Raw genomic sequence first — 14,164 nt, forward strand, 5'->3', positions numbered from 1 at the left:
GATAAGGACTTTATATTATGGACGATGCTGCCACAGTTTTAACACTTCATCCAGCATTAGTTCATGAGTAAACGCGGTATAATCCAGCAAAACACTTGGGATCAGCATATCAACACCGCCAGTCTGCACTGCTTTTGATGCCTTCCAGACCTCAGATTGCTGCAGCTCCGCCCACTTCTGGCTGGATTCATCATCCGCATTCACAATAATTAATGCTCTGTCTATCGATAAATGTGCCAGGTCACTTAGGTCGTGAATGCCTGCATGCGATTGCTGCCAAATGTTCTCTATGCCTTCCGGTGCGTTAAGCTGCAGGTCGGTATAAAAAACGGAAGCAATCGTTCGTGGACCCATGACTTGAATCTTAGAATCCTTCACGCTGAGTATAATCAGTTTGTCCGTACGAACCTGCTCGGATAACTGTGAACGCACGACAGCCGCTTTTTGCTCATACCTTTGAAGCCAAACTTCGGCTGCGGCAGGCCGGTTCAAGAATTGAGCAGCAGTTCTCAAATGATCACGCCAATCGCCTTCCGACTGCGAAATGACACAAACAGGTGCCAGCGAATTCAAACGATGCATCATACTGGCGGACATTTCCTCACGAACAGCGACAATATAATCGGGCCGGATTGTATTCAACTGTTCCAAACAGCCTTCTTCTCCATCAACCAGGGGCGTGACCTTATCCGTCTCGTATTTACGCCTGTAATAACTTGTCCATGGGTGATTGGCTTCGGAGGCGCAGGGAATAATATCAAGAGCAAGTAATATTCCGATGCCTTGGGAGTGCACTGCAGCAATACGCTGCTTGCTGTTACGTATAAAAGCCGCGGGAGGAAGTCCTGAGATTTGCTTGAATTTACGGCGAAAATACATTTCATCCTGAAACCCCACACAAGCCGCAATCTCCTTCAGCCTGAAGTTTTGATCATTCCTCATCATTATCTGAGCCTGCTTGATCCGATAGATCGTCAAATAGTCCACTGCGCTGCATCCGTATCTCTTCTTAAATAAGCGCATGAAATGGCGTGCGCTCATTCGTGCCGCGTCAGCCATATCCTGTATCGTCATTTTATCCATATAATGCTGTTCCATATAATGTCTGGCCTGTTCGATAGGCCGCATGGCATCATTAGATTCCAGCTGAAGCATGTCACTGAACATCGTGTACAGCAGCTCCTGGAAACGAATTTGGCCATAATACCGCTGTAAACCGTTCGCATGCCTGGCATTCTCCTCGATCTCCCGGCATATCAAACTCATGGTAACTGGCGAGCTGCAGCGCATCTCCCCCTTCGTCGTAAAATTGCAAATCCGCTTCATCATCGCCTGAGCAGATGTCTCGTCTATTTCTCTTTCATATGAAATACTGAATCTCATCTGATACAGGCTTCGTTCAGCCTTCCCCCGAACCTCCGCTTCAACGAGCTGTCCCGGCATTGCTGCATAGATCGTGCCGCTCCTGAGTTCAACAAATTCACCATCCACGGTGAGCCAGCCCTCACCATTCACTATAAACAGCAGCATGTAACTATCGAGAAATTGTGTTCCGAGACGCCAGCTTGCTTCCGAATGGCCTTGATCCGCAGTCTTCAACTCAATTAACTTAAAATGAAGCTGGTCAAACATATCAAAAGCTGCATATGAATTAACCTGTTCTGTCGCTTTGATCTGCATGGTTCTCCCCCATAATCCATAGAACTTTTTATTTCAAATATAACATAATTTTGTGCTCGGTTTTGGAGTCTGATAAAAGAACATATCCATCCCGAGCAGCTGTAATAACATAAACCGAGACACAAGTTAAACTTCAGCGTTCATCCATTTAAGCAGCATTCCAAAAAAAACACTTCAGCCTTTCTGCTCTCATAATTTCAGCAGGATATCCTGTTGAAAAGCCATAAAGAACAAAATAAGCTGAAGTGCCTATTAGCTTCGTCTACTCTATAATACATGTTATTGATAAACTATCATTCTGAATCTGATACATATGCTTATCAAGATACGAATTCACCATGCAGCTTACACGATATATCTTTGCTTTATAAGAAACGATACTGCGCTTCAATTAAACCGTTGTACACCCCTTGTTTCTCAATCAGCTGTTCATGATTCCCTTCTTCCTTGATCTCTCCATGATCCAATACGATAATATTATCCGCATTACGGATCGTAGACAGCCGGTGAGCAACCATAAAGGACGTCCGTCCCTTGAGCAGCACCTTAAGGGCTTCCTGAATTTTCAGCTCGGTCTCGGTATCGATGCTGGCTGTAGCTTCATCCAGAATCAGAATACGCGGATCGGCGAGCAGCGCCCGGGCAAAGGATAACAGCTGTCTTTGCCCCATAGACAGGACGTTCCCTCGCTCTTCTACCTCGGTGTCATATCCGCCAGGCAGCTTCATAATAAACTCGTGAGCGTTAACGGCTTTCGCCGCTTCTTCAACCTCTTCATTCGTCGCATCCAGTCGTCCGAATCGGATATTATCCCGGATCGTTCCCGAGAAAATAAATGTATCCTGCAGCACGATGCTGATCTGACTGCGCAGGCTTTCTACAGTAACATCACGCACATCATGTCCATCGATGGTCAGTCGTCCTTCCGTGATGTCATAGAAACGGCTGATCAGATTGATAATCGTACTCTTACCGGAACCTGTATGACCGACAAGGGCAATGGACTGCCCGGCTGCCGCGGAAAAACTGATTCCTTTCAGCGCCTGTCTCCCTTTTTCGTACTCAAAGACGACATTATCAAATACGATATCCCCTTTAATAGAAGGAAGCGGCTTAGCTCCCGGTTTATCCGCGATATTTGGCTTCTCATCCATGAATTCAAAGATTCGTTCAGACGATGCCATCGCGACCAGCAGCTGATTGTACATTTGTCCGAGACGGTTGATCGGGTCCCAGAAGTTACCGACATAGTTGGCGAAGGCAACAAGCAGACCCACAGTCAGCATTTCATTTTGAATAAGATGTGCACCATACCAGAACAGAATCAACGTTCCGAACCCACCTGTGATTTCAATCAAAGGACCGAATCCCTGGTTCATCGCTGAAGCTCTGTCCCAGGACTTTTTGCTGGACATGTTCATGTTGTCGAAATATTTCATGTTTTCTTTTTCCTGCGTATATGCCTGCGTTACCCGGATTCCTTGAATGGATTCATTCAAGTGAGAGTTAATCCGTGAGTTCTTCATACGCACATCCTGCCATGCCCGGCGGATCAGCACCCGCAGTTTGGTCGATATAATGAACATAATCGGCACTGTAATAATGACCGCGAGGCCGAGTTTCCAATTGATTAACAAGAGAATGACTATAATTCCGAGCAGCTGCACACAGTCGATCATGACGTTGACTGCACCATTCGTGAACAAATCCTGCAGCGAGTTAATATCATTTGTTACACGTACAAGCACCGAGCCTGCAGGTCTTTTGTCAAAAAAGTTAAAGGACAGCTTCTGAATATGTTTGAACAAGTCTGAACGAAGATCGTAAATCACCCGCTGACCTATAATATTGGTCAGTTTGATCCGATATGTGTTAGCTGCCCACTGAATGAGATACAAGAGCAGGATCGAACCGGCAATCAGGTACAGCAGTGTTAAGCTGGGTACCCCGTTTTGCGGTGCAATGGCTCTGTCTATCGCAAGACTGATCAGGAAAGGTACAGACAATTTCGTTATGGTTCCAAGAATCATCATCAGAATGACGAGCGGCAGGAGCTGCCTGGCATACGGTTTCATGTACGCAAACAGTCGTCCGAATTCCTGCCAGTTAAACGGTTTCTCTATCACTTCATCATCCTGATAAACAAATCGTTCATTCAGTTTTTTGTCAGAGGTCTCCTTGACCTCGCGCCTGTCTGTTAGTGTTTCGGCACTCATGAGTTCACCTGCTCCCCAACCTCCCGCTTGTCGCGGGCAATGTAGTCTGCATATTGAATTTTATAAACATCCTGATAAGGTCCCGGCACCTGGATCAGCTCGGTATGTTTACCGCGCTGTACTACACGGCCTTCATCCAGCACCAATATTTCATCTGCGTGCCGCAATGAAGAAATACGGTGTGCGATAATAAATGTTGTGCGGCCGCGCATTACTTCCTGGAAGCCTGATTGAATCTCATGCTCGGTTTCCATATCGACAGCGCTGGTAGCATCATCAAGCACAAGGATTTTTGGATTTTTCAGCAGTGCCCTTGCAATGGCAATCCGCTGTTTCTGTCCTCCCGACAACCCCATCCCGCGTTCACCGACGACGGTATCATATCCTTCGGGAAACTCCATAATGAAGTCATGCGCTTTCGCCAGCTTGGCTGCACGGATAATCTCATCCATCGTGACATTTTTCAGTCCGTAAGAGATGTTGTTGCGAATACTGGAAGAGAACAGGAAGGTTTCCTGAAACACAGAGGCAATCTGACTTCGTAAACTGCGAATGCCCATGTCTTTGATGTTTCTGCCATCGAGTTTGATCGAGCCGGAATTAACATTATAGGCCCGCATCAAAAGCTGAATAATGGTCGACTTACCTGAGCCTGTTCCACCAAGGAAACCGATTACAGAACCGGGCGGAGCATCAAAATTAATATCTGTCACGGCAGGCATTTTGTTGCCGTATGCAAAGGTTACCGATTCGAAGGTCACATGACCTTTCACCTGTTCCGCTTCCACAATAACCGGGTCTTCGGTCTCTTGCACGTCAACAGGGGTATTCAGCAGTTCAAGAACACGTTCACCTGAAGCTTTGGACTGCGTATAGTTATTGATATGAAATCCCAGACCCCACATCGGCCCGATTATGTACCAGATCAAACTGAAAAAAGCAACGAGTTGACCCAGGGTAAGCGTTTGCTGGATGACCATTCGTCCACCGATGACAAGCAGCAGTACAACACTTACTGAAGCCAGAATCTCCATAATCGGAAAATAGCGGCTCCACAACGTGGCAGCATGGATCTGATTTGTTTTGTAACGTTCATTCCTTGTAGAGAACTTCTCCACTTCATAAGGCTCGCGTGCAAACGATTTCACCGTCCGAACACCTGTAATGTTCTCCTGCACTGCTGTTGTTAGTGAGCTTAATGCCAGCCGCATTTCCTGAAATGCGGGATGAATTCTGGATTCGAATCGAAGCGCAACAAAGGCGAGCAGTGGAATACAGACGAGTGTCAGCAGTGTTAACTGCCAGCTCATCGTCATCATCATGATTGCGCCGAATACGACCATGAGAACCATGTTGAGAATCTGGGCGAAACCAAATCCGATAAAGTTACGGATGGCCTCCAAGTCTCCCGTGAGGCGGGACATCAGATCACCTGTTTTGGCCGTATCATAATAACGGAAGGATAAAAATTGAAGCTTTTCATAACATGCGTTGCGCAGACGGTAAGCTAAATAATTACCAAGCCGCCCTCCAAAGAAACCGTGTAAAAACTGCATGCCCGCTTTCAAAATGACGACGCCTAACACCGTCAGGGCAAGCATGGGAACGTCTTCAAAATTGCGGGGAATAATGACGTCATCGATCAGAATTCGCAGCAGGTTCGGATAGACCAATCCAAGTGCGGTCGCTAAGGCGAGGAACAAGATCGATACCAGTAAATACGTTCTCTTCTCCCAAAAATAGGTTTGCAGCTGCCTAAGAACATCCATGTTTCTCCTCCTCTAAGGTTGCGTTAAATGATGTGAACATTTATGAAGTTTATCACCGTCCCCCATTCGCGGCAAAGCGAATATTAGACCATATTCAGGCTGCTTTCAGCTTATTATCGCATTAACGGACGCCAATACCCGACTTTCAATCAAATGTTTGAATATTCTCTTTATTTCAGGTTGTTCATACCAAAAAAAGGCTCCCCATATACCTTTACGGCGGGAGCCTTTTTTGATGGTTTTTCGCAACCTTTTCAAAAAGTTGCGGAATAACTCAATTATTTTACAAACGTTTCCAAAATTTTTGCATACTCAACCAGCTTTGAAGCAAAATACCGCATCACCTGCCAGAAGATTCAAACGATGGTGCAAACTCCATACCATCTATTCCTGCAATTGTTCAAGCTGTTCGGACAAAGCTATCCACTGCTCCGCCGGGATTCCACTTTCAAGCGTATCCTGTATGCCGTTAACCGCTTCTTCCAGCCTTTCGGTGAGCTGACGGGAGTAATGCTGTACAGATTGATGAACCTGTGTATCATAAAACTGCACCAGCTTTTGTTCTGATGCTGGAAGCACTTCAATAATCATCTGTTTGAGAACGGGCTCAAGTGCATCCTGAAGGCGCTGACGTCCATCTCCTTCAAAGAACTGCTTCGGATTGCGGAAGTAACTCCAGTAGTTTTTCCAATCCGACGGTTCTTCAAGCCGGATTTCGTCTAGTACAGGTGTGCTCCATTTCTCATCCAGTGTCAAGGACAAGTCAATACCACCTGTCAGCTGTTTTATTTCATTAATACATTCCGTAACTTGCTTTGCTGCCCAGCCGTGTCCCGTCTGCTCTAATCGAAGTGTTGTTGCGAGCAATTCCTGCTCAAGCTCGATGCCGATCATGCGCAGCAGTTCACGGCCGCAGGCTGCGAAAGCGGTCTTCAGATTACCCTGATCCTCTCGCAGTACCGAGGGGTGGAAAGCTTCTGCCATAAACTGACCGAACCGAAAAGCGAGACGCTGTCTCACATGGAAAAGCAGCTCATTCGTTTCCTGTGACAGCTCTTCTTTCATCGAGCGCTGTGCCAATCGCTCAATCCGCAGACGTGACTGATCCGAGATCATGCCCAGCTCATCTCGCCGCCGACGCAGTGTTTCTTCCCCCTGTGCCGCATCCGCTGCACGCTGTGTTAACCGCTGAATGACACGAGCCATCTCGTCAGAAGCCCCACCCACCGCCAAATCAGCCAGTTCCCTGCCTGCAAAACGATTAAACTCTTCTTCAAAACGAATAAATCCGGATTGCTGCAGCAGATCAGCGCTGCCTTCCATTTTACCTTCCATAGCCAGCATGCTGGATACCGGGAAAAGACGCGGCGAGCGAATGCCGTTTTTCCGCAATTCTGTCCCTACATGATCGAGCACCTGCTCCAATTCTTCGTCCGAAGAGGATAAGTCACTCGCATTCACGACAAAGAACATCTGATCCATGGCGGAGCTGTCTTTGACGCGACCGAGTTGGTTCAGGAACTGCCGATCTCCCTGAGAGAAGGCGTGATTATAATACGTCACAAAAATCAGTGCATCGGCATTTTTCATATAATTGAACGTTACCCCTGTATGCCGGGCATTGACCGAATCGGCTCCCGGTGTATCCACCAGCACGATGCCCTGTTCTGTCACATCACAGCTGTAATACAAATCAATCGAATCGACAAAGCAGGATTTCTTCTCGTTGGCTACAAAATGGCGATACCCGTTCAAGTCTACCTGCACATCCTGCCCGAGCTGGTCCGCTGTTTCCTCCCAGCCAGCCGCTGCTGCCTGCAAAAAGCTGTAATGCGGACGTCCTGCCGGGTGCACATCCTGCGGCGTGAGCGATTTTACCCGCTTCTGCCACTCTGCGCCCGGCTCTCCAAGCCCAAGCAGACGGAAGGAGTAAGCAAGATCTTCCTGAAAGGCCTCCCGGGTCTTCATCCGGACCCGGGCAGTGCCATGCTCCGCGCCGCCGGCTGGAGCCATAATGCGGTTGATCGCCGCTGTTGTTGGATGCGGCGATACCGGTAAGACGGCTTCGCCCAGCAATGCGTTGGCGAAGGAGGATTTGCCCGCGCTGAACGCACCGAACAGGGCGAGAGTAAACGTGCCCCCCGCAAGCGAAGCCGCGCGTGCACGCAAATCCCGTACCGCCGACCCCATGGCGGGGTACGGCTCCACCAGCGCAGCAGCGGCTTCCAGCCGTTCCGCTGCTGCGTCCAGGCGCCGGCGGCGTTCAGCGCCAGCCGCCGGAGATGCGCCCTGCGCCGCTGCTGTGCGCGGCGGCACAGGGGCCTGCGTCTGCGTCTGCGGCTGCGCCGCCACAGACGCGGATGTGCCCGCCTGCGAACCGGGAGCTTCGCCCGGTTCAGGCGCGGGCACATGCGGGCCCTTCACCTCCGGCAGCAGCCCGGAGGGGAGGGGGCCCGCAGGAGGCAGCAGGCTGCGCAGCCGTGCTGCCTCTTCGGCGGCGGCGCGCTGGAGCGCTGTATAGCGCGCCGCCGCCGCGGATTGCGCCAGCAGCGCTGCGCGGCTGGCGTCCAGCGCCTGGAGCGCGGCTTCGCCCTGCGCAGCCAGTGCTTCCAGGATGCGGTCGGCCAGCAGCATGGCCGACCTGCGGTACCGGGCCTCAATCTCGCCCCGGACATCTTTGCTGAACTGCAGCACATACTCCGGCGACAGTTCTGCACTCGCACTTCGTTTCAGTTCAAGCAGTTCTTCATCTATTGCAGGCAGCTCTGTGTTAAGTGCCTGCTCCCACGCTGCATCCCATACTTGATAGGCCTCCCCCAGCTGTCTGAGCATCGTGCGGATATGTACCTCCACTTGGCTGGAAGTCTGGTCCTGAAGCAGTTTCACCAGTTCGGAAGCCCGGCGCTGCTTCTCCTGTTCGGTTTTACCGCCTGAGAACAGCAGTCCCACCCGAAAACCAGGCTTGCGGCTCTCCAAGTAATTAGCGGCCGAAGTACGAATATCTGCCGGGGTAAGATTTGCGTTGGTAAGCAGCGAATCCACCTCTGCTCTGAATTTCTCACGGATTTGCGAAGGTCTGTTCTGAAGCTCTGCCGATTGTTCGTCCAGGAGCGCAAGCTCACGTTCCAATCGTTCAATCCCCTCTTGCCCGCCAATTTCCTCCAGCAGCGCTGCTTCTTCATCTTCCCTTTTCCCTGCCTCACGGATCAAATGCTGCTCCGTAATATGACTGGCCGAACTTGCCAAACTGTGCGAGATCAGCTCTTCTTTGTTCTTCATCAGCTGCGTCATAAGATCCGGAAGCTGCGGCCACTGATTATATCGATGCTGCTGGTCCCGTAAGGACGTAAACATCAGGCCGTCATAGCGCACTTCCCATGCAGCAAAAATCGCTTCTACTCCCTGCACATACTGATCAAAGGAAAGCTCACGTTCCCGATGTTTGTCAATCTGATTCACAATCAGAAACAGCGGTTTCCCCCAGTCGGACAAACTTTTAGCAAAAGAGAGATTCGTCTCCGACTGAACATGATTATAATCCATTATATAGAACACTACATCTGCAAGATGAAGTGCTGAATGCGTGGCGAGGCTGTGCCCGCGATCGGTAGAATCCACTCCCGGCGTATCCAGAAGCACTGCTTCATCCCCCAGCAGCGGAATATAATCCCATACTTCAATGGAGCTGTACGCCCCGCCGTTTTTACAATACGCCTCCAGCTCCTCGGGGGAAACCTCCAACGTGCCTGCTTTATTGTCAGCGCTTACGTTAGGTGATGTATAAATAACTGCTCTCGGCTCGCCATTGCGTATGGCCACAACATTGGCACTGGTAGGCACAGGACTCGATGGAAGCACCCGTTTACCGCACAGGCTGTTGATCAAACTTGACTTGCCTGCCGAGAAATGTCCACAAAACGCAATCGTCAGATGCTTCGTTTCTGCCTTGCTTATCAAATCCGTTAACGCTTCTACAGCTGTATGGTCCTCTGTCTGCTTCATTGCTTCACGCAGTGGTAACAAAGGTGCGGCCATTGCTGCTGGGTAATCTGTTCTGGACATGACTGGCCTTCCTCCTGGCTCCTCTAATTTGACATCCGTTTTCGGGCGTCAATCTCTAATGTATATCATTTAATTAACATACAGTTTAACATTATCAGGTTTGAATTTGAACGATTTCCCTCGAATCTGCATGTAGATGGATTCCAGATCAATATAAGTTCAATTCGAGATGATTCGTGTGAATGGTTCATCCAATATGTATCTATAAAAAAATAAAACCGATCCTGTCGGTTTTATCCTGATCATTCTTATAACTCCCATATACAATCGAGAATGTTTATCATCAAGTAACTGGCTGCATGACATGCAAAAGATGTTATCCATGCTGTCATCTTGTCGGAGTGTCGATGCAGCCAGGTTCCTGATCATAGGTTAAGGTTTTTCAAAACTTAAGATACTGCGTTCTCCATCGTAGGCAGCAGAATTTCGAAAACTTGACCATGCTGCAGAATCGTAATGCCTCTGCCTTTATCTCTCATCACAACAACCTCTGGCTTTGTGGACATACGCTCCAGGTAATGCTCAGGTACGTCACCAGAATGGCTTACCGTAATGCCTTCAACTTCTTTTTCTTCGTTCTCAGCCATTTCCTGCTCAACGATCTGCTCGAAAATATCGGAGAAGGCTTCAAAATTGTCAGTGTACACGGAAATGCATTTCATGGTTATTCATCCTTTTCTGCTTATGAATTTAATTTTGGTTTTCGGGTGGTGACACGTTCCTTATCTTTCCTGATCTGGGACGTTTTCATACGTTTTTTCCCTTCCCTACATATGTCCAGGAGCGGACAAATATGACATTGGGGGTTTTGAGCCTTGCAATGGTAGCGTCCAAAAAATATAAACCGGTGATGAGTCAAAGTCCATTCATCCCGGGGTACGCGCTTCATCAGTTTCTTCTCGACTTCAAGTACGGAGTCATCCCAGCCAGCGAGTCCAAGTCTCTTCGACACGCGTTCTACGTGAGTATCTACAGCGATTGCCGGTACTCCAAACGCATTTGAAACGACAACATTCGCAGTTTTTCGCCCAACCCCTGGAAGAGTGACAAGCTGATCATGTTCCTGCGGTACATCACCGCCATACTGCTCTATTAAAATTCGGCACATGTTCTGAATATGCTTGGCCTTGTTTCGGTACAATCCGATTCGGCGAATATCCTGCTCCAGTTCCTCGAGAGGAACTGCCAAATAATCTGCCGGGCTTTTGTACTTTTGAAACAAATCTGCAGTAACTTTGTTCACCGTTTCATCAGTGCACTGTGCAGATAAAAGAACCGCTACCGTCAATTCAAATGCATTGCTGTGATTTAATTCGCAATGTGCATCAGGAAACATGGCTTCCATTGTTTCGAGTATATGCCTTACCGTCGCTGCATTCATGAAGAGCTACCTCCCAAAAAGCTTGCAAAAAAAACGTCTTGATGCGGGAAAGATCCCGTATCAAGACGGTCATTCTTTTGATCCTCGAAAAGAAACGATTACTGTTTTGAAATCTCGAATACTACATTGTTCAAGAGATACAATACAATATTATCATTATCTCTGAGAGATTGCACGCTTAAAGTATTGTCACCCTGGTGAACAAATACATTGGAACCCAGTGCAAAACGATAGTTTGTGTCTGTGGTTGTTTCACGTTTAACCAGGATCTGGTTGCCCACGCCATCATAAGACCAGAACTGCTTGCTCATCACAGTAAGCACTCTGAAACGTGTGGAGTTATCCGTATCCTTTGTCATTTCAACTCGATCACCAACCGTCAAGTTAGTCAAAGAAGTTAATGTCGAGCCGGCTTTCAGCACTTTTACAGGACCGCTCACAGACATTTTTTCTGTCGAGCCGTTAAACTGTTTCAGTGTAACCGAAGTACCATCAACTGCAGTAACTTCCGCCAAAGTGCGTTTTACCACCTGCACCGCTTTTGGCGTTATTCCTTCAAATGTCACGTTAATCAATTGACCTGCGATCAGCTGGGATGTCGTAATCGTTTGTCCACTTTCGCTTGTCAGCACCGCCTGATCAAAGTAGAACTGGCTGGAAAGCAGATCCGACTTCACCCGGACCCGGCCATTCGTTTCTACACCAACAATTTCAAACTGAGCTGCCGTTTTCAGGGCAATTTTCTGCACCACATCCTGATTTGATCCGAGGGTAATGGTAACATTATCGCCAATCTTCAAATCAGACAGGCCCCCATTAGATTTGTTGTACATTTCAACCGCAGGCGCCGTTGTGTAAGGGACAGTAATGGTCTGGCTTCCAGATAACAAACTGATTTTTCGGTTTGAAGTATCGATACTGCTGATTGTTCCTTCATATTTGTAAATAACCTTCACTGTCAATGCACGAGTTCCGACATAAGTCAGATCCAGTTTGCGTCCGTCATTTAACAAAGACTCCAGCCCTGCCAATGTCGGTTTCGAGGCATTATAGTCCATTTTCGTCTTGTCATCCAGTGTAAATACATATGGCTTTTTATTCGCATCCAATACGGTCAGTAATTTTGTTTTGCTGTTGTAAGATACGACCGTAGCCCCGTTCAGCGGCTCCATCTGCCGTCCGATGACTTGAATCCGTGTTACCTGATCGTCACTGTTTAACGTAAGCTCAACCTTGTCGCCATTATTCGTGTCTGTAATCAAGTCGTTTAGCGATGCTTCCTGAATACCGCTAATAATAACTTCCGGCTTCTCAATCAGCAGTTTTGCTTCAAGAGAACCTCCATCACGTTTAAACATCACTGTGGACTGATTGCCACCAATCTCAACCAGCGTTCCGCGAACAGATTGTTCAACTCCCTGCGCAAGCTCAATCGTCTGAAGTACATTATCTTTTACGGTATACTTCACGGAACTGCCTGCCTTCAGATCAGCAGCGGACAGAATACGGTTTTGATAACGAATAATCAGGTTATCATTGTACGTATACTGCTCTGCTGCACCTGCAGCATTGACCAGCTTGATGGTTTTGCTGGAAGCAGCCACTTCCGAAATAACACCGCTGTCGCTTTTATTAACAATTCCAGATTTCACCTGCACTAGAACTGTTTTTTTGTCAGCCGAGAATGTCTCGCGCTGTACTTCGATGGTGCTGTCTGCTGTAATGTCTGACAGTTTGATCGCTTTCCCATTTTGATCTATAAAAGCGGTGTTCTCATCATAAGAATATGTTTCATAATTTTCGCCTACGAACAGTCCGATTTTATTGCCTGAAAGCGAACGTGCAAACGTACCTTCAACGCTCTCCACTTGAGGTTTGGCATCAACAACCTCCACATAGGAGGCAGAGCCCGCCGAACCTACAATAAGAACTTTAGTGTACAGCTTCACATCCGATGCGGATGCACGTGTTTCGCTATCTTTGGTAAAGTAAGGAGTACTGCTGTTCACTGCATAGTTGACAGCTTTTCCGTCAACAACCAGCGTGATCTGCCCATCCTTCAATCCGGTAACGTAACCCGTCGCCGTGTTTGGATATTTGGTATCCGTCAACGATTCACCGCGGCTAAAAAACGTCGCAAGCTGCGCACGGGTTACGGAACCCGTCGGATTGAACTTGTTGTTTTCCAGTCCTTTGGCCAGATCCAGACTAACAGCCAGATTTATATACCCTTTGGCACTGTCGGAAATACTTGCATTATCTGCAAAGCTTGTAGACTGATTATTTTGGGCCTTCGCTTCGGCATCTTTGTTCAGCGAGCGGATTAACAATTTGGTGATCCATTCGCGTGTTGCCGGCTTCTGCCCCCATGATGCTTTGGAAACATCGACAGCTGCTTCTTCCGTTTTATCTACGAGTCCCAATTGAAGTGCAAGCGCCACATATGGCTTGAAATAATTTCCCACTTCCATATTTGTCGGTAATGCCGCTGCCGTGGTGGTGTTCACTTGGGATTCCATATTCATAAAACGAATCGCCATCGTTACCGCTTCCTGCTGTGTTACCGCGTCCCCCGGACGGAACAAGCCGTTATTACCGAGAAGAATACCTTGATACGCCAGCTTGTACACATGCTTCTCAGCCCAATATCCAGTATTGATATCACTGAATAATCCCGCTGGTGCAGCTGTGCTGTTTACTGCCGCGTTCTGGCTCGATCCCGTTTCTGTTTCGCCTGCCGCCATGGCACCCCCGCCTACGCTCAGGGCCATCATACCTGCAAGCACGGCTGATACTACTTTTTTAGAGTGTGATGGATGGTTATATTTAAAAGTCACCTATGATTCCCCTCTCTCATGTAAAACGACCTTATTCCGTGAGTCCACGGTAACACATTTGATGCACAGACAAGGGCTTGTCTTGAAACCCACCGAAGTGCATCTTTTACCACCTTTTCGCCCCCTGCTGCGTCGCTTTCGCTTGACGTGCCCCGACACGCCTGAAGTAAACGAACTGGCTGGGAACGAAAAATCCGGCAAAAGCTGCTTGCTTCAGCG

Annotated in this window: 7 protein-coding genes; all 7 read right to left on the reverse strand. The window is 48.2% G+C overall.

Annotated features, from left to right (window positions below; translation table 11 throughout):
- Positions 1-15: 15 nt before the first annotated feature.
- A complete protein-coding gene (locus MKY97_RS17670; RefSeq protein ID WP_342551638.1) occupies positions 16-1,680 on the reverse strand; it encodes an AraC family transcriptional regulator in 1,665 nt (554 codons plus the stop codon).
- A 365-nt stretch (positions 1,681-2,045) separates the two neighbouring features.
- Positions 2,046-3,896, reverse strand: a complete 1,851-nt coding sequence (locus MKY97_RS17675; RefSeq protein WP_342551639.1) for an ABC transporter ATP-binding protein — start codon at positions 3,894-3,896, stop codon at positions 2,046-2,048.
- Entirely contained in the window at positions 3,893-5,665 is a 1,773-nt protein-coding gene (locus MKY97_RS17680; protein WP_342551640.1) for an ABC transporter ATP-binding protein, read from the reverse strand. The genes MKY97_RS17675 and MKY97_RS17680 overlap by 4 nt, the downstream gene beginning before the upstream one ends.
- A 384-nt stretch (positions 5,666-6,049) precedes the next feature.
- A complete protein-coding gene (locus MKY97_RS17685) occupies positions 6,050-9,727 on the reverse strand; it encodes a dynamin family protein (protein ID WP_342551641.1) in 3,678 nt (1,225 codons plus the stop codon).
- Between the two features lie 389 nt (positions 9,728-10,116).
- Positions 10,117-10,389 (reverse strand): NAD/NADP transhydrogenase alpha subunit, encoded by a 273-nt coding sequence (locus MKY97_RS17690; protein ID WP_090917088.1) that lies wholly within the window; start codon positions 10,387-10,389, stop codon positions 10,117-10,119.
- Between the two features lie 20 nt (positions 10,390-10,409).
- Positions 10,410-11,108 (reverse strand): endonuclease III, encoded by a 699-nt coding sequence (gene nth, locus MKY97_RS17695; RefSeq protein WP_342551642.1) that lies wholly within the window; start codon positions 11,106-11,108, stop codon positions 10,410-10,412.
- 98 nt (positions 11,109-11,206) lie between these two features.
- Positions 11,207-13,945, reverse strand: a complete 2,739-nt coding sequence (locus MKY97_RS17700) for an S-layer homology domain-containing protein (RefSeq protein ID WP_342551643.1) — start codon at positions 13,943-13,945, stop codon at positions 11,207-11,209.
- Positions 13,946-14,164: the final 219 nt, after the last annotated feature.

This window comes from Paenibacillus sp. FSL R7-0652 (genome assembly GCF_038595045.1).
GTDB lineage: Bacteria > Bacillota > Bacilli > Paenibacillales > Paenibacillaceae > Paenibacillus.

Excerpts from the sequence above, each read along its gene's own strand:
- MKY97_RS17670 (WP_342551638.1), bottom strand. The coding sequence starts at position 1,680 with ATGCAGATCAAAGCGACAGAACAGGTTAATTCATATGCAGCTTTTGAT.
- MKY97_RS17675 (WP_342551639.1), bottom strand. The coding sequence starts at position 3,896 with ATGAGTGCCGAAACACTAACAGACAGGCGCGAGGTCAAGGAGACCTCT.
- MKY97_RS17680 (WP_342551640.1), bottom strand. The coding sequence starts at position 5,665 with ATGGATGTTCTTAGGCAGCTGCAAACCTATTTTTGGGAGAAGAGAACG.
- MKY97_RS17685 (WP_342551641.1), bottom strand. The coding sequence starts at position 9,727 with ATGTCCAGAACAGATTACCCAGCAGCAATGGCCGCACCTTTGTTACCA.
- MKY97_RS17690 (WP_090917088.1), bottom strand. The coding sequence starts at position 10,389 with ATGAAATGCATTTCCGTGTACACTGACAATTTTGAAGCCTTCTCCGAT.
- nth (WP_342551642.1), bottom strand. The coding sequence starts at position 11,108 with ATGAATGCAGCGACGGTAAGGCATATACTCGAAACAATGGAAGCCATG.